Genomic DNA, 23,763 nt, shown 5'->3' with positions numbered 1-23,763 from the left:
ATGTATAACGCAAAAGAGATTGAAAGTAAATGGCAAAAAATATGGGAAGATGGTTCTTTTTATGAGCCTAGCGATGACTTTTCAAAGGAAAAAAAATATATTTTATCAATGTTTCCATATCCAAGTGGAAGAATTCATATGGGGCATGTAAGAAATTATGCAATTGGAGATGCTTTAGCAAGATATTATAGAAAAAAAGGCTTTAATGTTTTACATCCGCTTGGTTTTGATTCTTTTGGTATGCCTGCTGAAAATGCTGCAATAAAACACTCAATTCACCCACGCAAATGGACTTATGAAAATATTGATTATATGAAAAAAGAATTATATTCATTAGGTTTTTCTTTTTCTAAAAAAAGATTACTTGCAACAAGTGATGCAATTTATACTAAATTTGAGCAAGAAATATTTTCAAAAATGTATGAAGCAGGTCTTATTTATACTAAAAAAGCACAGGTAAATTGGTGTGAGCATGATAAAACTGTTTTGGCAAACGAACAAGTTGAAGATGGTAAATGTTGGCGTTGTGGTAATGAAGTTGTACAAAAAAGTATGGATGGCTATTATGTAAAAATAACACAATACGCTCAAGAATTACTTGATAGTTTAGAAGAATTAAAAGATAAATGGCCAAGTCAAGTTTTAACAATGCAAGAAAACTGGATTGGTAAAAGTAAAGGTTGTGAATTTAAAGTAAAAATTAAAGAATTAGACAAAGAATTTAGTGTTTTCACAACTAGGGCTGATACTATTTTTGGTCTTTCATATTTTGCTCTTGCGCCTGAAAACGATATTGTAAAAGAAGTTTTAAATACAAATTTAATTGATGAAAAAGCAAAAGAAGAAATTATAAAATTACAAAATCAAAGCACAAGAACTCGTCAACAAAGTGAAAAAATTGGTATTAATTTAAATATTCATGCAATTCATCCTTTAACAAACGAGCCATTACCTGTTTGGGTTGCTAATTTTGTTTTAGCTGACTATGGTAGCGGTGCTGTTATGGCTGTTCCTGCACACGATGAAAGAGATTATGAATTTGCAAGTAAGTATAATTTAAATATTAAAAAAGTAATTGAATGTGAAAATTTACCATTTACAAATGATGGTATTTTAATAAATAGTAATGAATTTAGTGGTCTTAATTCAAGCAAGGCAAGAGATGAAATAATTAGCCTACTTAGTAAAAAAAATATAGGAAAAGAAGTAATTAACTATAAATTAAGAGATTGGGGTATTTCAAGACAAAGATACTGGGGAGCACCAATTCCAATTATTAATTGTAAAAATTGTGGAAAGCTTTTAGAAAAGCAGCTACCTGTTTTACTACCTGATGATGTTAGCATTACAGGAGAAGGAAATCCGCTTGAAAAACACCACAGTTTTAAAAAGTGCAAATGCCCTAAATGTAATGCAGATGCAAGCAGAGAAACTGATACAATGGATACTTTTTTTCAAAGTTCTTGGTATTTTGCAAGATTTGCAAGCAATCCTTTAAATTGGGATAAGTGTGCAATTGATAAAGAAGCTAATTATTGGATGAATGTTGATGAATATATTGGCGGTATTGAACATGCTATCTTACACCTTTTATATGCTAGATTTTTCCAAAAAGCACTAAGAGATTTAGGGTATTTAAAATATGATGAACCTTTTGCTAAGCTTTTAACACAGGGTATGGTTTTAAAAGATGGTTCAAAAATGAGTAAAAGCAAGGGCAATATTGTTGACCCTGATGAAATAATTAGTAAATATGGTGCTGATACTGCAAGATTGTTTATTTTATTTGCAGCGCCACCACAAAAAGAATTAGAATGGAATGATAGTGCATTAGAAGGTGCGTTTAGATTTATAAATAGATTATATGATAGAGCTTTAACCCTTAATGTTTGCTCTTTTGATGATATTAATCATTCTGCTTTAGCAAAAGAGGATAAATACGCTAGATTAAAAGTATATGAAGCTTTAAAAAAGGCAGATGATGTATTTACAAAAACATATGCATTTAATACAATAATTGCTGCGTGTATGGAGGCTTTAAATGCTTTAAATAATGCAAAAGATAATAAGGTTTTATCAGAAGGCTTTGCTATTATATTAAATATTTTAGAACCTATAATTCCTCATGTTTGCTCTGAATTAAGCAAAGAATTATTTGATTGTGCAAATAATAAAAACTACGAAATTAAAGAAGAAGTTTTTATTAGTGATGAGCTAAAGCTAGGTGTTAGTATTAATGGTAAAAATAGAGCAGAATTTATAGTAGCAGCAAGTGCTACAGAAGAAGAAATTATTGCAAAGGCAAAAGAAGTAGGTGCTAAATGGCTAGAGCAAAAGCAAATTGTAAAAGAAATTTATGTTTTAAATAAACTTGTAAATATTGTTGTAAAATGAAGTATTTTTTATTGATTTTATTGTTTTTTTTAAATTCTTGTGCTTATAAAAGTTTATCTTCTTTATCAGAAGATGAGCTTGGGCAAAGAATTTATGTAAAAACCATTATTAATAAAATTGAACCAAAAAATAGTATTTTACTTGGAGATAATTTTGCTCAATATCTACAAAGCTATCTAAATAAAGAAGTTGTTGATAATGAAGAAAGTGATGTAGATATAAGCATTAAAGAAAATAAATTAATTTTTTCTCCACTGTACTACGATGAATTAGGAAATGCAAAGGTAAATAAAGCTATTGTAGAAATATTATTTTTAGTTGATTATAAAAATGGTAAAAAAAAGCAAATTATTACAAGCGGAGAATATATTTTTAACTTAGATTCAAGCGGTGTAATCAGCGATGAATTAAAAAGAGAAGCAATAAATCAAGCAAGTTTAAGAGCATTTAATGAATTTATTTTTGTTTTGTTAAATAATTAGTGATTTAAAAATTTTTGTTACAATATTTGTTAATTTTAAAAAAATATAAAGAGTGTGAATGTCAGCGAATATAAATGAAATTGCAAAAGAAACGATATTAGAACTTACTAAAAGAAATTTATTATTAACTCCTGAAAATTACACAGAGGTTTTTAATGAGGTTGCTAAAAAGCATGGTAGAGTAACTTTAACTAGTGATAAACTGCAAACTTATATTTCTAAGCTAAATAATAATATAAACCAAGATTTAAAATATAGAAATATAAAAACGCTAGATGAGCTTATAATTTATTTAATAACTCAGGTAAATAATGTAAAAAATCAAGATGATGATAAAAAGCTAATTCATACATACAATATTTTATTAAAAATTATTTTTCAAATATTTTTAAAAGTTCCATTTAAAAATATAAAAGAAGTTGTAAAAAACACCTACCAACCTTTAACAAATAACAGTATTGATGTTGTTAAAAATATTTGGCAGGATAAAAGTAAGGATATTTTAAACGAGCTTGATGAAACCTTAGAACAAGCAGTTAAATTAGGTTATAAAGAAGAAGAAGATATGCTTTTATTTTTAAATTCTTTAAACAAACAAGAGTTAAAAGAAGGTATTGATGATATTTGCTTATTGCTTGCACCTGTAATTGTTTATGCTCTAACTCCAAGCATTAGCGAAACAAATAGTGAAATTAGTAATTTTTGTGAGCAAATTACTAATAATCCTTTGTGTATTTCAAAAAATAATTTTGCTGATGCGATTAAAGATTTTATCCAAAAAAGAATAGATTTAGATAGAGCAGAAATTACAAGTTCTAATAAGGTTTTAAATGATATTTTAGGTCATATTAGTGAAAAAATTGGTCATATTTTAACGATGGCTACAACATCAGCTGAAAAAATACAAGCAATTAGAAGTGAGATTGAAAAAATAAATTCAAACGATAGCGCTATGCAGATGATTAAGGCAAAACTACTTGCTATTGTAAAAAGTTTTGAAAGTGAAATTGTTGATATAAAAAGTAAGGCTACTAGTGATTTTAATGTTTTAGATGAATTAAAAGTTAAGGTTTCTAAACTAGAACAAGAAATTACAAACCTTCGTTCTCAATCACAAATTGATTTTCTAACACAACTAGCAAATAAAAGGCTGCTTGAAGAAAAATTAAAACTAGCTGAAGATTCTTTTGATAGATATAATATTAATTATTCAGTAGTTTTTTTTGATATTGATTATTTTAAAAATATAAATGATACTTATGGGCATATAGCAGGTGATACTATTTTAGCTCAAATAGGAAATATAATTTTATCTAATATTAGAAAGCTTGATTGTGCTGGAAGATGGGGCGGAGAAGAGTTTATGGTTGTATTGCCGCACACTAGTAAAGAAGATGCTTTTAAATTTGCACAAAAGGTAAGATTATTAGTACAAGAGCAAAAATTTCAATATAAAAATCAACAAATTGTAGTTAGAATTAGCGGTGGTGTTAGCGATAGGCTTTCTTTTGATTCTCAAGAAAAATTAATTGAAGCGGTTGATTCTTTACTTTATAGTGCAAAACAAGCAGGTAGAAATCAAGTAAAATGCTAGAAGATTATTTATTATCTTTGCAAGAACATTATGAAAAATTTGATTTATTTAAAATATATAGATTAAAGCACAGTTTAAATATAGATTTTTCTAACAAGCAAAAGGTAATACAAATTTTAGGAACAAATGGTAAAGGTAGTACAGGTAGATATTTAGCCCAAATGCTTTCAAATGATAATTTTAAAGTAGGGCATTTTTTAAGTCCGCATATTTTAGATTTTAAAGAAAGAATAACTTGTTTTAATTGTGATTGTAATTTAGAAGAAAATCATCAACTTTTACAAAAAATGCTAAAAGCTACCGAAGAAAGACCTAGTTATTTTGAATATTTAACCTTGCTTAGTATTTTATGTTTTAAAGATTGTGATTATGTTGTTTTTGAAGCTGGGCTTGGCGGAGAATATGATGCTACTAGTGCTTTTAAAATAGATTTGTGTGTTTTTACAAAAATAAGTATTGACCACTGCGAACTTTTAGGCAATGATTTAAATAAAATAATAAGTACAAAAATTAAGGCAATGTCTAGTGTAAATATTTTTGCAGATGATTTTTTGCAAATAAAACAAGCAGCTTGTAAAAAAGGTGTAAAGGCAATATTTTTAAAACAAGATTTATCAAAATTATGCCTTGATGAGGCTGATTTTTTAAAGCATAATTTTTCTTTAGCACAACTTGCTTATTTTGAGCTTTTTTCTCATTTTTACATTACAAAAGCAATTAAATTAAGCTTAAAGGCAAGATGTGAATTAATACAAAAAAATATTTTAATTGATGTTGGACATAATGCTGATGCAGCAGAGAATTTAAAGAAAGAAATTAAAAGAAATTTTTCATCAAAAATAATTTTAATTTGTAATTTTTTTAAAGACAAAGAAGTGCAAAATATCTTAAGTATTTTAAAAGATAATATTGATGAAATTAAAATTTTAAATTATGAAAGTTCTCATAGGCAATTAGCAGATGTAAAAGAAAATGCAAAGGCTTTAAATATTGCTTGTAGCGATTTTGATTTTAAAATAAAAGAAGATAAAAATTATGTTGTTTTTGGCTCCTTTGTTTTAGTAGAAAAATTCTTAAAATTTTATGAAGGAAAATAATGCAAGCGGACTTATTTGAGTATTTAAATTCTAAAAAAAGTTGTGAATTATTTATTTGTGAAGACTTAAATAAAGCTTATAATTATTCTTATGTTTTTGAATATTTTAATATTAAAAGCTTTGTTTTGCCAGATTTTAGAGCAGAAGAAAATGATGATTTAAGGTCTTTTTTAGATGAATTAATATCTTTTTCAAACAGGCTTTATGATTTTTATAATTGCAAAGAAAAGAAAGTTTTAATTTCTCCTGTAGCTAGTATTTTGCACAAATTACCAAATGAGCAAAATTTAAAGCCAATTAAGCTTGAATTTGCACAAAGTGTAAATAAAGAAGAATTGTTTAAAATGTTAAAATGCAGTGCTTATAGCTTAGTTGATAGTGTTAGTACAAAGGCTGAATTTTGTATAAAAAATGAAAAAATTGATATTTTTTGTATTAATTATGAAAATCCAATTAGAATAGTATTTTTTGACAATGAGATTGAAAGTATAAAATTTTATGATATTAATACCGGTTTAAGTTTTAAAGATGAGCTTTTAGAAATTGATATTTTACCTATTATTTCAAGGGTTGAGTATGATTTTTTTGAGCAAATAAATAATGAATGTAGTGAGCTTGATGAGTATTTAAGCGTATTTTTTTGGAAATTAAAATTAAATGATTTATTAGATTATTATTCTCATCTTTGCTCAAGTAATTTTTTAGATTTTTCTAATAGATTAAATAATATTTTAAGTCCTGCAAAAAAATATAAAGATTGTAAAGTACTAATAAATAATGATTTTTTTAAAATAAATTCTCAAAAAAATATCACACTTTTAGCAAGTAATGAAAATAAATTTTTAGAATTTTCTTTTGGTGAAAATGTTAAAAAAGTTATTAGTCCAGCCATTATAAATATTAGTAGTAATGATGAATATATAATAAGTTTAAACAAAAAAGAATACAAGCAAAGAAAAATAAAAGCAAGTTTAAATATAAACGAATTAAACAAAAATGATTTTATTGTGCATGAAAAATACGGAATTGGCAAATTCATTGGCTTAGAACTTATTAAAACTCAAAATACCCAGCAAGAATTCATAAAAATTCTTTATGCGAATGATGATAAATTATTACTTCCTACAAATTCACTTCATTTAATTGATAAATATGTAGCTAGTTCTATTCCTGTACTTGATAAACTAGGTAAAAATACCTTTGTTAAATTAAAAGAAAAACTAAAAACTAAACTTTTTGCAATAGCAAATTCTATTTGTGAATTAGCAGCAAAAAGAGCTTTAATTAAGGCAAAAAGCATTAGCATTCCACTTGAGTATGAGATATTTAAAAATGCTGTTGATTTTAGTTTAACACCTGACCAACAAAAGGCAATAAATGATATTTTTTGTGATATGCAAAAATCTTATCCTATGGATAGATTGCTTAGTGCTGATGTTGGCTTTGGTAAAACAGAAGTTGCAATGCACGCAATTTTTGCCTGCGTGAAAAATAATTACAATGCCTTGTTTTTTGCACCTACAACACTTTTGTGCGCACAACATTACAATACCTTAAAAGAAAGATTTAAAGATTATGATATTGATATTTTTAGGCTAGATAGATATTCAAATACAAAAAGCAAAATTCTTGCTTCAAAAAAGGCTAAAATTATTATTGGCACTCATTCGCTATTATCTTTAGAACTTGAAAATGTAGCTTTAATTGTAGTTGATGAAGAGCATAAATTTGGAGTAAAACACAAAGAAAAATTAAAACAATTGTGCCTTTACGCACATCAATTAAGTATGAGTGCAACTCCAATTCCAAGAACTTTAAATCAAGCCTTAAGCACACTTAAAAGCTATTCTTGTATTTTAACACCACCACTTGAAAGACTTGATGTAAGGTCTTTTGTAAAGATTTATGATGATGCTTTAATTAAAGAAATAATAGCCAGAGAACTAAGGAGAAAAGGGCAAATTTTTTACATTCATAATCATATTGCAAGTATCGAATATAAAAAAAGGTATTTACAAGATTTGTTTCCTAAATTAAAAATTCTAGTTCTTCATAGCAAGGTTGATAACAATACAGCTCAAGAACAAATGCTTGCTTTTATGAATAAAGAATATGATTTATTATTAAGCACTAGCATAGTAGAAAGTGGTATTGACTTGCAAAATGCAAACACAATAATAATTGAAAATGCTAATCGCTTTGGAATTGCTGATTTACATCAATTAAGAGGTAGGGTAGGTAGGTCAAATATTCAAGGTTTTTGCTATTATTTAATTGATAACGATGAAATAAGCGAAGATGCTAAAAAAAGATTACTTAGCCTTGAGAGTAATTCTTATTTAGGCAGTGGGCATATGCTTGCGCAAATGGATTTAGAATTAAGAGGCGGTGGAAACTTGCTTGGTGCAGAGCAAAGCGGACATATTGAACAATTGGGTTATGCTTTATATATTAAAATGCTTGAAGAGCAAATCAATCTTTTAAGTAAAAATGAAAGTAAAAAACAAGATTTTGAGCAAAAACTGCTTGTTAATGCTTATATTAGCGATGAGCTTGTTTCAAATGAGAAAATAAGACTTAATTTATATAGAAGACTTAATGAATGTAAAAATATGAGCGAACTTTCTAATTTTGTTGATGAATTTAGCGATAGCTTTAGCAAACCTGATGAAGTTAGTAATAATTATTTTAAATTAATCGCAATTAAAATTAAAGCATTAGAACAAAATATTATTGAAATTTCTAATTTTGATAGCAATATTCGCATACTTTATGCTGATAAAAAAAGTTTAGTTTTAAAAGCAAATTCTAAAAACGATAGTGATATTTTAAATTGTGTTTTAGAATTTTTAAACAAGAAAAATTAATTTAGCAAAAAGCACAACAAATAAGCATAAAATAATAGCTATTAAATGAGCGTATTTTATTACAAAAGCATCTTTTTGCTTTTTTATTCTAAGTTTATAAATGCTAAGCAATGCGCAAAAAAATATAAGAAAAATGCAAAATATTTTTAATACAAAAAATATTAATTCAAGCTTTGAAAATGTATTTAAAAAATACAAATAAATCCCACTAGCAATCAAAATTATAAAAATAAATGCATAAATTAAAGCAGATTTTTTCATAATAGCTTTTTTAATATTTGAATCAAAATCACTCTTAGGCATAATAATAGCATCGCAAAAAACATAGCCAACAAATAAAATCGCACAAAATAAATGAATAAAATTTATAAATACATAGTCCATAAATAATCCTTTTTATATATAATTTTTATTAATTTTTTTTAATAAAAACTTGATTTATATTATCAAAAAAAGGAAAAATTATGAAAGCAGTTGTAATTGGACTTGGACTTATTGGTGGCTCATTAGCTCTTAATTTAAAACAAAATAAATTTATAAGCTGTGTTTATGGGATTGATTTAAATAAAGAGCATTTAAAAGAAGCTTTAGAGCTTGGATTAATTCATCAAGAAATTAGCTTTGATAATATAAATGAATGTGATTTGATATTTTTATGCACCCCTGTTAGTGCAATTATTAGCATAATAAAAGAGCTTTCAAAGCTTAATTTAAGTAAAAATACAAGCATAATTGAATTTGGCAGTACAAAAGAAAGTATAAAAAAGGCAATTCCTAGTGAATTAAAATCTCAATTTATTCTAGCTCATCCAATGGCAGGAACGGAAAATTCAGGTCCAAAAGCAGCCTTTAAAGAGCTTTTTACTAATGCAGTTTGCGTACTTTGCATTGATAAGGAAGTAAATAATTTTCACGAGCATAGAATTATAGAATTATTAAGTTCTCTTAAAATGAGATTAGTTTTTATGGACGAAAAAGAGCATGACCATCACAGTGCAATCATCTCTCATCTACCACATATTATTTCTTTTTCACTTGCAAATTATGTTTTAGCTTGCGAAGATAAAAAACATATTTTAAATCTTGCTGGTGGGTCTTTTTCTGATATGAGTAGGATTGCAAAAAGTTCTCCGCTTATGTGGCAAAATATTTTTAAAGAAAATAAAGAAAATGTCTTAGCATCTTTAAAAGATTTTAAAGAAGAATTAAAAAAATTTGAAGATTTTGTAAATAATGATGATTATGAAGCCTTGTTTAAATGGTTGCAAAACGCAAACGAGCTTAGAAAAATTCTGTAAAAAAAAATATTTTTTTCCGATATTGTTTTAAAGGAGTATTTTATGCTTTATTTAATTAATAATAACGATATTTACAATAAAACTGTTTATCAAAAAGATAATTATGAAAGTAAAAGCTTAAATAAGCAAGAGCTTTCAAAGTTAAATAATGATATTTTAAATAATAATTTATCCTTTAAAACAAATGAAGAACAAAAATATAATACTTATTTTAAACTAGCTGATTTTAATGTAGGTGTAAAGTTAAATGAAGCAGCGCTTACAAAATTGCAAAATTTTTTTGATAGCGATAATTTTATAAAAGCAAATGATGGTGGAATAATTTTAGATAAAGAAGCTGCAAGTTATGTAGCTGGTTGGTTTAGTGATATTGCTATTAATAGAAATTACTTAAATGCTGATATTAATAAAAGTGGTTTTATTGATAAAGAAGAAATTAAGGATTTAAAATTAATAGTAAGTGCAAAATACACAAATCAATCTATTGATACTTTAAAAGCTGATGAAAATTCTTTTACAAATTATATAAAAATTAATGATGCTATTAAGTCTCAAGATAACAATAATTTTAAATATGCAAGTAGTTTAGATGATTTATATAAGTTTGAAAAATTAAACGATATTTCAAAAGCACTTAGTTTTTCAATTTTAAAAGATGCTAATAGTGATGGAATAATAAAATTTAATGAATATTATGAAAATATTGAAGAAAACAATGCCGAATATAATTTTGCAGCATCTCAATATAATTCTTATGAAAAGACAAGTAAAAGTAAAATTTCAAGCAAGGAAGATTTAGAATACGAAAAGAAAAAGCGTGAGTTAGAAGCAGCTAAAGCACTAGCAAGACTGCAACAAATTATGCAAAAAATTGAAAGTCAAACAAAACTAAGCAATGAAGACACAAAGGCTTTAGAGCTTTTAAATTTAAGCGAAGATGCTTTAAAAAAACAAATTCAAGCAAAACTTTATAAACTTGATGAAGATACGATTGATAAAATTAATTTTGATGACTTTAAAGAATTTCATAATGAATTTATTGATAGTATGCAGGATATGAAGATTTTAGATATTCGTGTTTAAAAATTATTTTTGTCTAAAAAATATTAAGGCATTTAGCAAGATACTTGCAATGCAAATAAAAAATACCTTTGTATCAAGAATATGATAAAAATATCCGCCACAAAAGGCTCCAACACAAGAGCCTAAACCTAAAAAACTTTGGTTTATTCCGTAAATTTTTGAACCAATATTTGATGGGGTATTTTTCTTAATTAAAGTATAAATACTAGGCATAACAGCACAAAAAGAAATGCCAAATAAAAATCTCATAACACAAAGTAAATAAAAATTGCTTATGCAAAGGTATTGTAAAAATAAATTTATTGCCATAAATAAGGATGAATAAGCAATAAGTTTGTGCTCATTTATTTTTATTTTTACAATTTTAGGTGCAAAAATAGCACTCGCAATCCCAGCTAATGAAAAGCAAAATCCTGTTGCTAATTCTTTGTTTTGGCTAATTCTCTCAATGAAAAGTCCTATTATTGGTGCTAAAAAATTCATAGTAAATTGCACTAAAAAAGTAGCAATGCAAACCTTAAAAACAAAAGAGTAAAAATTATTATTAATTTTTACATTTATGCTTTGTTTTACTTCGTGTCTTTCTTTTACCATAAATAAAATTAAAAAAAAGATAATAAAAAGTAAAATTGATGATATTAAAAATTGTACTCTAAAATCAAAAAAGTGCATTAAAGCTCCACCTGTTAAAGGGCCAAGCAAAGAGCCTGTAATTTGGTAAGAGCTAAGCTTTGCAAGGGAATAATTTGCATATTCTTTTGGTGCATTTAGTGCAATAATTGCGATACAAGCAGAGCTAAAACCCGAAAATGCTCCCATAAATAATCTAAGTATTATAAAACTTTCAGCATTTTTTAAGAAAACACTAATAAACAAACACAAACTCATACCTAAAGATGCTCTTAAAAGCATTTTTTTTCTTCCAAATTTATCTGCTAATGTACCCCAAATAGGTGCAAAAATCGCCATTATAAAGGTTGAACCTCCATAAGCAAGCGCTGAATATAATCCAATTTTTTCACCTTCTACATTATATGCAGCCATTATAAAAGGTAATAAAGGTATAATCTGATTCATTGCTATTGAGCTTAAAAAATTTCCTATTGCTACAATAAAAAGCATTCGTTTAAAGTCTTTATCCATAGACTTATTTTAATCTTTCTTTAACAATATTAGGTAATTTTATAATTTTTATAAATTTTTTTAATTAAATATAAAATTTATGTTTATTCTTTTATAACTAAATAATATTTAAATATTCATATTAAATTATTTTTTTTAAGGAGTTTTTATGCTTAGAAGGCGAACTTTTCTAAAAGCAAGTGCTTTAAGTCTTGGAGCAAGTACAACAATGCTTAATGCAAATACAAATTTTTATGATATCAAGCAAATACCGCATGCTACGCACTTTGGTGCATTTAGCGCTAGTGTTAATAATAAAGGTTATATTACAGAACTTAAAGCGCACGAAAGTGATAAACGACCAAGTGTAATTACAAAGGCTATTGTAGATAGAACTTTTTCAAATACAAGAGTTAAATACCATTATGTAAGAAAGAGTTTTTTAGAAGGCAAAAACGAGCCAACACTTCGTGGAAAAGAACCTTTTGTTCGTGTTAGTTGGGAAAAGGCGTTTGAATTACTTGAAAGAGAGTTAAAAAAGCATAAACCTGAAAATATCTTTAATGCAAGTTATGGCGGATGGGGGCATGTTGGTTTATTACATAATTGCAACGCTGTTGCGGGAAGGTTTTTTAACACTGTTTTAGGTGGTGCTATTGGCACTGATGGAGAGTATTCAAACGGTGCGGCTGGAAAGGTAAATACAAGTATTTGTGGCGATTTAGAAGTGTATTCACTGCAAACTAGCTATCAAGTGATGCTTGATAATTGTGAAGTTTATGTAATGTGGGGCTGTGATATCTTTAAAAACAATCAAATAGATTTTAAAGTGGCAAATAGAGAAAATGATGAATGGTTAAAAAAATACGCAGCAAATAAAAAAATGCAATTTATAAATATAGACCCACAATACACAGACGCAGCTAAAATTACAAATGCAAAATGGATAAAAATTAAGCCAAATACCGATATTGCTTTAATTTTAGGAATGTGTAATTATCTTTATGTAAGTGGCAAATACAATAAAGAATTTATTGAAAAATATACCGATGGTTTTAATGAATTTTTACCATATTTGCTTGGAAAAAGTGATGGAATAAATAAAGATGTAAAATGGGCATCAAAAATTTGTGGAATTGATGAAAAAACAATTATTTCATTATGCGATTTATTTGTTAGTAAAAGAACTTTTTTAGCAGGAAATTGGGCTAATCAAAGGGCGCAATATGGAGAAAATGCTGATTGGGCTATTATTACACTTGCTTGTATGATAGGGCAGGTTGGACTTGCTGGTGGTGGATTTGGCTTTGCTATGCATTATTGTTCTGCTGGTGGAGCGTTTAGCGGCGCATTATTGCCTGTTGGATTAGCGCAAGGTAAAAATAGCATAGGTATTAATATTCCTGCTTCAAGGGTAAGCGAGTGTATTTTAAATCCTAACAAGACAATTAATTTTAAAGGAAAAACTTTTACATATCCACAAATAAAAATGTTTTATGTTGCAGGTGCAAGTGTTTTAGGGCATCATCCAAATACAAATGAATTAATTTATGCTTTAAGAACTCTTGATTGTGTTGTTGTACATGAGCCTTGGTGGACTCCTATGGCTAAGATGGCTGATATTGTTATTCCATCAACTACAACCTTAGAAAGAGATGATATTAGCTTTGGTGGTTCATATTCACAAGATTGGGTTTATGCTATGAAAAAGGTTGTTGAACCTATTGGAGAGAGTAAAGATGATTATGATGTATTTTATGAGCTTGCAAAACGCTTCGGACAAAGAGAATTAGCAAAATTTAGCGGCGGTAAAACTAAGCAAGAATGGATTAAGAGCTTTTATGAAAAAAGTGATTGTGCTAATGAGATGGATTTTGATGAATTTTGGCAAAAAGGAAGTATGCATTTTCAAGCACCTAAAGAAAATTATTCTTTTGTAAGACACGCAGATTTTAGAAAAGATCCAGTAAATAATAAACTTTCTACAGAAAGTGGTAAAATACAAATTTATTCTAAAAAATTTGCTAATTTAAATTTACCTGATTTCAAAGGTCATATCGTATGGCAAGAACCTGTTGAGTATTTAGGTAACAAAAAACTAACGCAAAAATTTCTATTTCATATGTTAAGCCCACATCCAAGATATAGAATTCATTCTCAACTTGATAATACTTGGATTGCTAATTTGTATAAAATAGACGGCAGAGAACCGATGTTGATCAATACAAATGATGCGAAAAAACTAGGTATAAAAAATAAAGAAATAGTAGAAGTTTATAATGATAGGGGTAGGATTTTAGTAGGTGCAATTTTAAGTGATGATATTTTAGAAGGTGTAATTAGCATTCAAGAAGGTGCTTGGTATGAGCCTGAAAATACAAATGAGGATATGCCACGCTGCAACAGTGGGCATGTAAATGTATTAACTTCATCTCGCCCAAGTTCGCAAATGGCGCAGGCAACTTCAGTAAATTCTTGTTTAGTTGCGATAAAAAAGATAGATAATCAAGTACTAAAAGCAGTAAATAGATTACCAGAATTAATAGGTTAAAAAAAAGGGGTGTATGATGAAAAAGATTTTATTTTTAAGTTTAATCGCAGCTAATTTACTTGCGTATAAAAGTGATTACGAGCAAATATTTTTACCAACTCCACCAAAAACACAAGAAGTAAAGCAAAGTTTTGCTAGTGATATATTTTTTGTTTTAGATGAAAAAGCTTTATTGCTTGATGAACACAAAAAGCCTGTAGGACAGATATTTGAAGGAAGTAAAGTTAAGGTTTTAGAAGAAAGCAAGGGCTTTAGTAAAATAGAAATTACAGCTAAAGTTTTTGATAAAAACAAAGCTGCTTTTACTGCGAATGGAGAATTTTTATATCTTGTACTTGATAAATTAGCAGCTAAAGAAAAAATGAATTTTTGGATAAAAACATCAGCGCTTACAAAAAATATCGAAGATGCCTTTGAAGCGGTAGAAGTTTTTTATTATGATTCTTGCACATCTTGTCATGCAGCACACGCCCCAAAAGAACATTCAATGGAAGATTGGGATGCTTATGTTAGTGCAATGCAAATGAATGCAAAAATTACCGATGAGCAAAAGGATAGAATTTTACGCTTTATGCAAGCCTTTGCTAGTGATGGTGAATTTAAATAATTTTATGCAAGAGTAAAAACTCTTGCGTATTTTAATTATTAATTTAAAACGCTAAAAATATTTAATAATTAGTATATTTTAGCACAGCAAATTTAGTTATTTTGCTTTATCAAACTTGGAATTTATTTTTAAAAATTATTTTAAACTATGCTATTTTATAAGACTACGAGTATATAAAATCTACAACTTACTTTGTTTTTAAATATAAAAAAAGAATGATTTTATTAAAATAGCTAATGTTTTTAAGTAATAGCTATTGTAGCAACAACTTGCAAGAAAATATGAATTTCATTTTTCACAAAAGAAAAATATTTAAAATTTTTTCACAAATTTTGCAATTTATACATTCATCAAATGAGTTTAATAACTCTCAAAGACAAGAGCTTATAAAATCGGCAAATAAATTAAGCCCAGCTTTTATAAAGATTAATCAAGCAGTTTTATTATCGCATTATTTTAATCTAAAAGAAGATGATGAAGATGAAAAATACTTATTACATTTAAAACATAGTTTAAATATGTTTATCGGACTAAATATTTTAGAATACAAAAACAATAAATATATTTTAAAAGCTAATATTTTTGATACTTATTTTTCCAAAGAAGAAAAACAAACTAGAGCATTTTTATATATTGCAAATATTTTAAGCAAAGCAGGGTATTAAAATTAGCTACAAGCTAAGAAAGGCTGATTAAACACCGCCGTTATCGGTGTGTAACAAGCTCAGCCTAGCTTGTTACTTTTTTAATTCTTTTTCTTCTTTTAATTTACTATATTTTGCGTATATTACAAAACATACAGCAAAACTAACCCCAATAATATGCGGGGAAAGCATAATCAACTCCATTTTTGCTCCTTACTCGTTATATATTTCATCTATGCAATAAGCTAGATAAAAAAATATTATAGCAACTATTGCTGCAATAAAAACTAAGCTCCATTGCACTTCATCTTTTGAAAAAAGAGTTGGTGCAATGATACCACCTACTAAAGACAATTTGCCTATGTCCCAAAATGTCTTTGCGGCATTTTCTGCAGTTTTTTTCTTCATATATTTTATCCTTTTTTTTGTTAATTTTTAAATAAAAACTAACCCCAAAAGGAAAAATAACACCCACGATGGGAAAGTTATTCCCATTAGGGCAACTAGCACGATTACTCTGTTATTGACAATAGTAAATACTGATTGAAAATAATTTTCTGTCGTGCGGCTTGTTAAAAAACAACCAAAAAGGAGAATATAATATACACCCCAAAGGGAGTATTTATTCTCCCATTTATGAAAGTAAATAACAAGCGTGTTTTTAAGCTATTTTTAGTTTTTCTAAGCAAGAAATAAAATAAGATATAATAAGTTTTATAAATCCTTATTCCTAAAAAATCAATTTTTGCAAGCTTTTTTAATCAATTTATAAAAATGTATAGTAATACAAATATGATGTTTGTATATAAAGAATAATAAAGTTTTATTGTAGATACTAAGAAAAACATTTTAAATCTCGGTATTTAACCGAGATTAATTTTATTTGCTAGGTAGATACACTTGGCAAATGCCATGCAATGTATCGTTTGCGACCTAGCTTTTAGAACTTATTTGCGTTCTTGTTTTATTTTTTTTAGATGGCTTAAAGCAAGAAGCCCAAATGCTGATAACCCTAAGCCTATAATTATTAAAAAAATTTGTAAATTTGTCATTGTAAATCCTTTCTTATTATATCAACTAGCAAACCAACAAGGAATGCTAGAAAGCTAATTATAACTGAAATACCCATTGTGATTAAATCAAATGTTTCAGTTTTAACTATTATAGCAACTATTATACCTATGCCTAAGCCATAACAGCTTTTTGATATATTTTCAAGGGCATATTTATTTGAAAATATATCTTTTAAAATTTCTTTCATATTTTATCCTTTTTTGTTAATTTTTAAATAAAATCAACCCCAAAAGGAAAAATAACACCCACGATGGGAAAGTTATTCCCACAGGGGCAACTAGCACGATTACTCTGTTATTGACAATAATAAATATTTTGATAATTTTCTGTCGTGCGGTTTGTTAAAAAACAACCAAAAAGGAGAATATAATACACCCCAAAGGGAGTGTTTATTCTCCCATTTATGAAAGAAAACAAAGTATAAGCCTTGTTTTATTTTGGCTATTTTTATTTGCTTAGATTTTTCAAGCTTCAAAAAAGTCATATCGTATTGTAAAAAAACGCTTAATGCTAGAATAAAAAAAGTTATAAATGTAAATTATATAAAATTTGCAAGTACTTAATATAATTTTTATCATCTTGTGATTATTAGTTGCACTTAAAATAAGTCTTTATTGATTGGATTTTTTCAAAATATAATTTTTAGGCTTTTATGAAGATTTTATTAAAATAAATACACATAGTTTTAAAGCACTTAACGTGCTTTAAAATTTTTTCCTTTATTTAGCTTTTAAAATCCTGCTCTTTTTTTGTTTTCTTCACTAATTGGAATTTTATTTCCATTTTCATCAACATTTACATAAGTTAATACAGCACTAGTTACGTCAGTGCAAACTCCATAAAGTTTTGGAGTACATCTTTCAGCAACGACTTCAACGCTAACTTGAATGCTTGTGGTGCCAACATTGATTATTTTTGCGTAAAAGCTAACAATATCACCTACAAAAACAGGTTTTTTAAATGTCATTTTATCTACTGCTATTGTTACAACTCTACCGTTCGCAACTTCTTTTGCAGCAACAGAACCAGCTAGGTCAATTTGACTCATAATCCAGCCACCAAAAATATTTCCAGCAGGATTAGTATCGCTTGGCATAGCAACTAATCTTAAACTAACTTCTTTATAATCTTTCATATAGTCTCCTAAAATTTTTAAAGCTAAAATAGTAATATTTTTTAATTAATAAAAATTATTAATTAATTTTTTTAGTAATACTTCCTAGAATTTGTGCAAAATTTTTATCATTAATTTTGTGAATACAAGAATCAACCTCGTAAATATTTTTAATCAAATCCTTTGTTAAAATAGTTTTCGCATCACCTTTTGCAAATAATTTTTTATCTTTTAATAAAATTACTTCATCACAAAATAAAGACGCGAGATTTAAATCATGTAAAACAACAATACTTAATAATTTTCTTTCTTTTGTAATTTTTTGTAAAGCTTCAAGCAAAATACATTGATGTTTTAAATCAAGCGCACTAACAGGCTCATCTAATAATAAAATTTTAGGATTTTTAAGCAGGACTTGAGCAAAAGCTACCATTTGCCTTTGCCCACCACTTAAAGATTGAATATTTTCATTTGCTTTATTTGCAATTGCAAATCTATCTAAAAGTCCTAAAGCTTCATCAATTATTTGTTTATCAATATTTAAACTTAAATTAGCATAAGCACCAAGCAAAACAACTTCTAAAACACTTAAATCAACATGGGTATGAAAATGCTGAAGCATATATCCTATATTTTCTTGCCATTTTTTTAAATTCTTTTGTGTTTCTTTGTTAAAACTTATATTTTCGCTTTTTATTAAACCAAAGATACAATCAAGTAAAGTGCTTTTACCAACGCCATTTGGACCAGCAATAGCATAAATTTTACCTTCTTCTAATTTTAAGCTTATATTTTCTAATATGCTTTTTCTTGATTTATAGATTGATAAATTATTAATTTCTAGCATATTTTTTCCTTAAAATCATCACAAAAAAGAAAGGAACACCAACAAAAGCACTAACAATTCCGATAGGAAATAAGGCTCCTGGAATTATTATTTTTGATACAACAGAGGCAAAAGATAAAAATAAAGCCCCAAAAAGCATTGAAAGTGGTAAGAAAAACCTTTGTTCTTCTCCTATTAATAACCTTGCCATATGTGGTGCAACAAGACCTATAAAACCAATAACACCAACAAAGCAAACAGCCAAAGAGCTAACTAAACACACACAAAATAAGACTTTTAACCTTAATATATTTATATTTATTCCTAAAACTTGAGCATTTTTTTCACCCATTTTAAAAACACTTAATGCCCAGCTATTTTTTAGCATCCAAATAAAACAAATTATAGTTGCAATAAAGACAATTAATATTTTTGTATAACTTGCTTTTTGTAAAGAACCAAATAACCAAAATAATATTTGCTGAGAAGTTTCAGGGCTTACTAAAAACTGCACTAAAGATAAACAAGATTGAAATAAAAATAACAATGCAATTCCAATTAAAACTAAACTTTCTGTATTAAACCTTTGATTCATTGCAAAGAAAAATAAAATACTAGAGCTAATTAAACTCATTATAAAAGCACCTGCACTAACACCAATTAATGCAAAAATTCCACTAAGTTCAAAGGCTAAAACAATTGATGCACCAAGCCCAGCTGCTGCGCTTAACCCTAAGGTGTAAGGGCTTGCTAAATGGTTGTTTAAAATAGTTTGCATTAAAGCACCTCCAAGTCCAAGAGCAGCACCAGTTGCAAGTGCCATTAAAGCACTTGGTAATCTAATAGAATACACAATTGAAACATAAGAGCTTTTAATATCAACACTAATAATTTTTGACAATAAGGCCTTTAATACATCGCTAATATTTAATAAAGCAGGACCAGTTGCGATATCTAATAAAAAAAATGCAAAGCAAAGTACAATACTAAGAAGAATTATTGTAATTCTTCTTTTTTGAACCTTTACATATTGAGTAAATTGTTCTTTTTTAATATCCATTAATATGCCTTAAACATAAAAGTACCATCAGGAACTATTGGTAGATATTTTTTATTAAATTCTAAATAATCATTAAGCGGGTCAATATCACTAAATAAATCAGGATAAGCAGCTTTTGCAATAAATTCAAGCATAAAAACATCGCTTAATGTTCTTAACATACTGTGATAACCGCCATACAAACTACCATTTTTAATAGCTTTAAGCTCATCCCAACCAGCACGATTTTTAAAACCTTGTAATCTTTTGTTTGCTTCATCTTTTTTTATTTTATTACCCATTACCATTGAATAATTATTCTTTGTAAGCTCGCTTTCTCTTCCTGCTATAATAATTACATCAGGGTCTTTTAACAAAACGCTTTCAGGGTTAATTGGACCCCAAGTTTTAACAAGACCATCTGCAATACTTTGTGCGTTTGCTTTATCAATTAAAGCACCCCACATATAATGTGAATAAGTTGCACCATTATCTTTTGGACCATTTATTCCATATTCAATGAAAACTTTTGCTTTTTCTTTAATATTTTTTGTTCTTTCTTGAATTAGATTTACTCTTTTAATATAGTCTTGCCAAATTTCATTAGCTCTTGCTTCATTAGAGCTTAAAATTCCAAAAATTTTTGTGCTTAATTCGTGATTTTTCAAATCGCCTTTATGATAATCTACAACAATAATAGGAATATTAGCTTCTTTGATTGGTGCTAAAGTGTCCTTAATAGCTTCATATTGCCACAATCCTAACACAAGTACTTCAGGTTCTAATGCAAGTATTTTTTCAACTGCAACACTACCAGCTTCAACTTCTCCAAAATCGCTAATTTTGTCTAATTCAGGCATTTTTTCTAAATACATATTCCAGCTAATAGGACTCCAACTTTCCCAAACTGCTCTTGAAAAACCAATAACATTTTTAAAAGCATCTTTTCCGCCAACAGCTAAATAATCAGTATAATAAAAACCTAAAACCATTTTTTTTACAGGTGTATTTATTTGTACTTTATTACCCAAAACATCTTCAACTTCAACTATTTTTGCAAATAAATTAGTAGAAAGAAAAATAAATAATAAAATTTTTAAAAATTTCATTTTAATCTCCTTTTGGAATTTTTATTAATGATATTTATTATTACTTAATCTATTATTAATAATTTAAAACTTGTGTTAATATTTTGAATGATTTTTTCATTTTTAAAATATTTATTTATAATATTTTCAACTTCTATTTGCTTTACAAAAATTCCATTCATTTTTAAATGCCAAAGAGCATTTTTTATACATTCATTTTTACTTTTAATCACTTGTCTATTTTCATAAATAATATTTTTTTTGAATTTAAGATTATTTTTTAATAAAAACACCTCAATATCACTTTCATTATAAGCTTTACATTCTGTGTTAAATTCTTTAAAAATAACATCTAAAAAGGAATTTTTTCTTTTGCTTGCAAAATTAAAATATATCTTTGTATCTGCAATATTTAAAAATTTTAAAAAATCTTCATCATTTTCTAAAGCAGGGCAAAGGGTTAAAAGTGCTATATCAAAATGATTTTTTGTATTAAAATCCTTAAAGTTAATACATTCAGTTTTTATATTTGTGATTTTATTTTTTTGTGCATCGCAAGATAAAATATCAAGCATATTACTAGCTATATCAATAGCACAAATTTCTTTTACTTTTTTTGCTAAGTGCAGGGTAAAAACACCATTAGCACAACCAATATCTAATAGAGTTTTATTCGCAAAATCAATGTCTTTTAAATTGTTTAAAAGTTCTTTTTGCAAATATGTTAAATCCTTAGAATATCTAGGATAATCTAAGGATTTTTCATTCCAAAGCTCATTCTTTGTAGGCATGCAAAAATTCGTTTTGCTTTATTTTTTCTACACTATTTCCTGCAAAACCAATATGGTTTGGATTTACTTCTTCTAAGCACACTACTATTCTTTCTCTTTTTTTGCCTAATTTTTCTTCAAAATATTTTGTTAAATCAGAAATAATTTCTTCACATTTTTCATTTGATGGCATAGGGCTTGCTAATTTTACATTAATTATCGGCATTTATTCTCCTTTGTAAATTTTTTTAATATTTGATATTTTAGCACTTGTATTTAATAAAAGATAATCAGCTAAAATAAAACTCATCATCGCTTTTAAAACCACACAAGCTCTAACTCCTACACAAGGGTCGTGTCTTCCAACTAGGCTGTGTTTTTTTAATTTTAAATCAAAATCAAAAACATTTTGTTCTTTAAATATTGATGGAGTAGGTTTAAAATAGCTTTTAACATAAATTGTTTCGCCATTACTAATACCACCGTTTATACCACCACTAAAATTATTGCGAGTTTTTAAATATAAATTCTTATTTTTATCAATTTTGCTAAAACTTATGAAATTGCTATTTTTGTTATTATTAAAAATAGAACTTTTTTGCTTAATAATTTTTTCATTATATATTTTTTCAAATTTTTCATTAGCATAACTAGCATTTAAGGTGCTTATTTTGCTACCAAGTCCGATTTCTACTGCCTTAACTGCATTAAAGCCCATAAAAGCACTAGCAATTCTTGCATCAAGCTTATCATATAAAGGTTCTCCAAGACCTGCCATTACACCAAATGCACCAACACTAACAATGCTACCAATGCTGTCATTATTTGCTTTTGCTTTTAAAATTTCATCTTTAAAAGCTTCACACATAATATCGTGGTTTAGAGCATTTATTTGTCTTTTTTGAGCATTTATGTATTCTTCTTCGCTAAAAGCAAAGCCATCAACACTAATTTTTCCAACTGCACATAAACTTGCGTAAGTTCTAATATTAACTTCTTTTAAAATAAAATCAGCAAAAGCACCAGCAATCACCCTTGCAAGACTTTCTCTAGCAGAGCTTCTACCGCCACCAAGATAATCATAAATTTCATATTTCGCAAAATAAGATATATCAGCATGAGATGGTCTTAGAATTTTGTCGTAGTCTTTGCTTTTTATATTTGTATTTTCAACCATTACACAAATTGGAGCACCTGTGCTAATATCATTAAACACTCCGCTTATTATATTTATTTTTTCTTCTTCTTTTCTTGGTGTGCTAAATGCACTTCCACCCTGTCTTTGTTTTAATAAAAAATTTATATATTCATAATCAATTTTTATACCTGAAGGGTAATTATCTATAACTACTCCTATTGCCTTGCCGTGACTTTCTCCAAAACTTGTAAATTTTAAATGTCTTCCAAAACTATTCATCTTCAAACTTCTTTAATGTTATTTTTGCTGCTATTTGTTCAGCTTCTTTTTTGCTTTTACCAACTGCTTGAGCTATTAATTCATCGTTTAAAAACAATCCTATTGTAAATTCTTTTTTGTGGTCTGGCCCGTTTGATGATAAAACTTTATATTCAGGTGTTTTAGCAAGTTTTGCTTGGGTAATTTCTTGCAACTTTGTTTTATAATCTTTTATTATGTCAATATCAATATTAGGGTAAATTTTATTTATTATTTTTTCTGCAATGTTTTGTGCTTTTTCGTAACCACTTTCAAGATAAATTGCACCCAAAATCGCCTCAAAAGCATTTGATAACAAGCTTGGTTTTTGTCTTCCACCATTATTTACTTCTGAGTTTGATAGGTTTAAATATTTACCCAAATTTAAATATTGTGCAATTTTTGCTAAAGATTTTTCATTAACTAAGGCTGCTCTTAATTTGCTTAAGTCTCCTTCGCTGTAGTGTAAAAAATCTACATACAAGGTATTTGCTACAACTAAATCAAGCACAGCATCACCTAAAAATTCCAATCTTTCATTGTTATCTTTGTTAAAACTTTTATGTGTTAATGCTCTTTGCAATAAATTTTGATTTTTAAAACTATAGCCAAGTTTTTCTTCAATCTCAGCATAAATCCTATCTTCTTTAATGCTTATATTGTCTTTATTTAATTTAT

General features: G+C 27.3%; 22 protein-coding genes. 10 read left to right on the top strand and 12 right to left on the bottom strand.

Annotated features, from left to right (window positions below; genetic code table 11):
• The 5 genes from leuS to mfd are packed head-to-tail and all read left to right on the top strand — an operon-like array spanning window position 1 to window position 8,434.
• Window positions 1-2,394 (top strand): leucine--tRNA ligase, encoded by a 2,394-nt coding sequence (gene leuS, locus CCANL266_RS04750; RefSeq protein WP_172232125.1) that lies wholly within the window; start codon window positions 1-3, stop codon window positions 2,392-2,394.
• Complete coding sequence (locus CCANL266_RS04745) at window positions 2,391-2,876, top strand: hypothetical protein (protein WP_172232122.1); 486 nt, start codon at window positions 2,391-2,393, stop codon at window positions 2,874-2,876. Before leuS ends, CCANL266_RS04745 begins: the two co-directional genes overlap by 4 nt.
• Window positions 2,877-2,934: 58 nt before the next feature.
• Complete coding sequence (locus CCANL266_RS04740) at window positions 2,935-4,470, top strand: GGDEF domain-containing protein (RefSeq protein ID WP_172232119.1); 1,536 nt, start codon at window positions 2,935-2,937, stop codon at window positions 4,468-4,470.
• Window positions 4,464-5,567: a Mur ligase family protein gene (locus tag CCANL266_RS04735; RefSeq protein WP_172232116.1), complete on the top strand. Its 1,104-nt coding sequence runs from the start codon at window positions 4,464-4,466 to the stop codon at window positions 5,565-5,567. The genes CCANL266_RS04740 and CCANL266_RS04735 overlap by 7 nt, the downstream gene beginning before the upstream one ends.
• Window positions 5,567-8,434, top strand: a complete 2,868-nt coding sequence (gene mfd, locus CCANL266_RS04730; protein WP_172232113.1) for a transcription-repair coupling factor — start codon at window positions 5,567-5,569, stop codon at window positions 8,432-8,434. Before CCANL266_RS04735 ends, mfd begins: the two co-directional genes overlap by 1 nt.
• On the opposite strand, the gene CCANL266_RS04725 is transcribed toward mfd, so the two are convergent.
• Window positions 8,417-8,818 (bottom strand): trehalose-6-phosphate synthase, encoded by a 402-nt coding sequence (locus CCANL266_RS04725; RefSeq protein WP_172232110.1) that lies wholly within the window; start codon window positions 8,816-8,818, stop codon window positions 8,417-8,419. The two genes, mfd and CCANL266_RS04725, sit on opposite strands and share 18 nt — an antisense overlap.
• A gap of 80 nt (window positions 8,819-8,898) precedes the next feature.
• On the opposite strand from CCANL266_RS04725, the gene CCANL266_RS04720 reads away from it, so the two are divergent.
• Together CCANL266_RS04720 and CCANL266_RS04715 are read left to right on the top strand one after the other, a co-directional pair.
• Complete coding sequence (locus CCANL266_RS04720; protein WP_172232107.1) at window positions 8,899-9,732, top strand: prephenate dehydrogenase; 834 nt, start codon at window positions 8,899-8,901, stop codon at window positions 9,730-9,732.
• Between the two features lie 42 nt (window positions 9,733-9,774).
• Complete coding sequence (locus CCANL266_RS04715) at window positions 9,775-10,815, top strand: hypothetical protein (RefSeq protein WP_172232105.1); 1,041 nt, start codon at window positions 9,775-9,777, stop codon at window positions 10,813-10,815.
• Between the two features lie 3 nt (window positions 10,816-10,818).
• Here CCANL266_RS04715 and CCANL266_RS04710 read toward each other — a convergent pair whose 3' ends face one another.
• Complete coding sequence (locus CCANL266_RS04710) at window positions 10,819-11,937, bottom strand: MFS transporter (protein WP_224331514.1); 1,119 nt, start codon at window positions 11,935-11,937, stop codon at window positions 10,819-10,821.
• Window positions 11,938-12,106: 169 nt separating this feature from the next.
• Between CCANL266_RS04710 and CCANL266_RS04705 the strand changes: the two genes are divergently transcribed.
• The 3 genes from CCANL266_RS04705 to CCANL266_RS04695 all read left to right on the top strand — a co-directional run bounded on the left by CCANL266_RS04705 (window position 12,107) and on the right by CCANL266_RS04695 (window position 15,760).
• Window positions 12,107-14,488 carry a molybdopterin-dependent oxidoreductase gene (locus CCANL266_RS04705; protein WP_172232099.1) on the top strand — a complete coding sequence of 794 codons (2,382 nt, stop codon included), beginning with the start codon at window positions 12,107-12,109 and terminating at the stop codon, window positions 14,486-14,488.
• Window positions 14,489-14,504: 16 nt separating this feature from the next.
• Window positions 14,505-15,095, top strand: coding sequence for a hypothetical protein (locus CCANL266_RS04700; RefSeq protein ID WP_224315888.1), 591 nt, complete (start codon window positions 14,505-14,507; stop codon window positions 15,093-15,095).
• 281 nt (window positions 15,096-15,376) lie between these two features.
• Window positions 15,377-15,760, top strand: a complete 384-nt coding sequence (locus CCANL266_RS04695; RefSeq protein WP_172232096.1) for a hypothetical protein — start codon at window positions 15,377-15,379, stop codon at window positions 15,758-15,760.
• Between the two features lie 192 nt (window positions 15,761-15,952).
• Here the strand turns inward: CCANL266_RS04695 and CCANL266_RS04690 are convergent, their stop codons facing one another.
• The 10 genes from CCANL266_RS04690 to rnc form a co-directional block, all read right to left on the bottom strand.
• Complete coding sequence (locus CCANL266_RS04690) at window positions 15,953-16,147, bottom strand: hypothetical protein (protein ID WP_172232093.1); 195 nt, start codon at window positions 16,145-16,147, stop codon at window positions 15,953-15,955.
• Between the two features lie 640 nt (window positions 16,148-16,787).
• Entirely contained in the window at window positions 16,788-17,000 is a 213-nt protein-coding gene (locus CCANL266_RS04685) for a hypothetical protein (RefSeq protein WP_172232090.1), read from the bottom strand.
• 543 nt (window positions 17,001-17,543) lie between these two features.
• The gene (locus CCANL266_RS04680) at window positions 17,544-17,948 is read right to left on the bottom strand and encodes an acyl-CoA thioesterase (protein ID WP_172232087.1); all 405 of its coding nucleotides are present in this window, start codon (window positions 17,946-17,948) and stop codon (window positions 17,544-17,546) included.
• Window positions 17,949-18,006: 58 nt separating this feature from the next.
• On the bottom strand, window positions 18,007-18,774 hold the full coding sequence (locus tag CCANL266_RS04675; protein WP_172232084.1) for an ABC transporter ATP-binding protein: 768 nt from the start codon (window positions 18,772-18,774) through the stop codon (window positions 18,007-18,009).
• Window positions 18,761-19,813, bottom strand: a complete 1,053-nt coding sequence (locus CCANL266_RS04670; protein WP_172232081.1) for a FecCD family ABC transporter permease — start codon at window positions 19,811-19,813, stop codon at window positions 18,761-18,763. The genes CCANL266_RS04675 and CCANL266_RS04670 overlap by 14 nt, the downstream gene beginning before the upstream one ends.
• Window positions 19,813-20,901, bottom strand: a complete 1,089-nt coding sequence (locus tag CCANL266_RS04665) for an ABC transporter substrate-binding protein (protein ID WP_172232078.1) — start codon at window positions 20,899-20,901, stop codon at window positions 19,813-19,815. Before CCANL266_RS04665 ends, CCANL266_RS04670 begins: the two co-directional genes overlap by 1 nt.
• Before the next feature lie 44 nt (window positions 20,902-20,945).
• Entirely contained in the window at window positions 20,946-21,671 is a 726-nt protein-coding gene (locus CCANL266_RS04660) for a class I SAM-dependent methyltransferase (RefSeq protein WP_172232075.1), read from the bottom strand.
• On the bottom strand, window positions 21,655-21,876 hold the full coding sequence (locus CCANL266_RS04655; protein WP_172232072.1) for a tautomerase family protein: 222 nt from the start codon (window positions 21,874-21,876) through the stop codon (window positions 21,655-21,657). Before CCANL266_RS04655 ends, CCANL266_RS04660 begins: the two co-directional genes overlap by 17 nt.
• On the bottom strand, window positions 21,877-23,067 hold the full coding sequence (gene aroC, locus CCANL266_RS04650; protein WP_172232069.1) for a chorismate synthase: 1,191 nt from the start codon (window positions 23,065-23,067) through the stop codon (window positions 21,877-21,879). It lies immediately after the preceding gene.
• Window positions 23,060-23,722, bottom strand: a complete 663-nt coding sequence (gene rnc, locus CCANL266_RS09570) for a ribonuclease III (protein WP_172234387.1) — start codon at window positions 23,720-23,722, stop codon at window positions 23,060-23,062. The genes aroC and rnc overlap by 8 nt, the downstream gene beginning before the upstream one ends.
• Between the last annotated feature and the right edge of the window lie 41 nt (window positions 23,723-23,763).

It is taken from the genome of Campylobacter canadensis (assembly GCF_013177655.1).
Taxonomy (GTDB): domain Bacteria; phylum Campylobacterota; class Campylobacteria; order Campylobacterales; family Campylobacteraceae; genus Campylobacter_E; species Campylobacter_E canadensis.
This window is presented reverse-complemented; position numbering and strand designations above follow the sequence as displayed.

Coding starts and splice junctions, on each gene's coding strand:
- leuS (WP_172232125.1), top strand. CDS start 1: ATGTATAACGCAAAAGAGATTGAAAGTAAATGGCAAAAAATATGGGAA.
- CCANL266_RS04745 (WP_172232122.1), top strand. CDS start 2,391: ATGAAGTATTTTTTATTGATTTTATTGTTTTTTTTAAATTCTTGTGCT.
- CCANL266_RS04740 (WP_172232119.1), top strand. CDS start 2,935: ATGTCAGCGAATATAAATGAAATTGCAAAAGAAACGATATTAGAACTT.
- CCANL266_RS04735 (WP_172232116.1), top strand. CDS start 4,464: ATGCTAGAAGATTATTTATTATCTTTGCAAGAACATTATGAAAAATTT.
- mfd (WP_172232113.1), top strand. CDS start 5,567: ATGCAAGCGGACTTATTTGAGTATTTAAATTCTAAAAAAAGTTGTGAA.
- CCANL266_RS04725 (WP_172232110.1), bottom strand. CDS start 8,818: ATGGACTATGTATTTATAAATTTTATTCATTTATTTTGTGCGATTTTA.
- CCANL266_RS04720 (WP_172232107.1), top strand. CDS start 8,899: ATGAAAGCAGTTGTAATTGGACTTGGACTTATTGGTGGCTCATTAGCT.
- CCANL266_RS04715 (WP_172232105.1), top strand. CDS start 9,775: ATGCTTTATTTAATTAATAATAACGATATTTACAATAAAACTGTTTAT.
- CCANL266_RS04710 (WP_224331514.1), bottom strand. CDS start 11,937: ATGCTTTTTATTGTAGCAATAGGAAATTTTTTAAGCTCAATAGCAATG.
- CCANL266_RS04705 (WP_172232099.1), top strand. CDS start 12,107: ATGCTTAGAAGGCGAACTTTTCTAAAAGCAAGTGCTTTAAGTCTTGGA.
- CCANL266_RS04700 (WP_224315888.1), top strand. CDS start 14,505: ATGAAAAAGATTTTATTTTTAAGTTTAATCGCAGCTAATTTACTTGCG.
- CCANL266_RS04695 (WP_172232096.1), top strand. CDS start 15,377: ATGAATTTCATTTTTCACAAAAGAAAAATATTTAAAATTTTTTCACAA.
- CCANL266_RS04690 (WP_172232093.1), bottom strand. CDS start 16,147: ATGAAGAAAAAAACTGCAGAAAATGCCGCAAAGACATTTTGGGACATA.
- CCANL266_RS04685 (WP_172232090.1), bottom strand. CDS start 17,000: ATGAAAGAAATTTTAAAAGATATATTTTCAAATAAATATGCCCTTGAA.
- CCANL266_RS04680 (WP_172232087.1), bottom strand. CDS start 17,948: ATGAAAGATTATAAAGAAGTTAGTTTAAGATTAGTTGCTATGCCAAGC.
- CCANL266_RS04675 (WP_172232084.1), bottom strand. CDS start 18,774: ATGCTAGAAATTAATAATTTATCAATCTATAAATCAAGAAAAAGCATA.
- CCANL266_RS04670 (WP_172232081.1), bottom strand. CDS start 19,813: ATGGATATTAAAAAAGAACAATTTACTCAATATGTAAAGGTTCAAAAA.
- CCANL266_RS04665 (WP_172232078.1), bottom strand. CDS start 20,901: ATGAAATTTTTAAAAATTTTATTATTTATTTTTCTTTCTACTAATTTA.
- CCANL266_RS04660 (WP_172232075.1), bottom strand. CDS start 21,671: ATGCCTACAAAGAATGAGCTTTGGAATGAAAAATCCTTAGATTATCCT.
- CCANL266_RS04655 (WP_172232072.1), bottom strand. CDS start 21,876: ATGCCGATAATTAATGTAAAATTAGCAAGCCCTATGCCATCAAATGAA.
- aroC (WP_172232069.1), bottom strand. CDS start 23,067: ATGAATAGTTTTGGAAGACATTTAAAATTTACAAGTTTTGGAGAAAGT.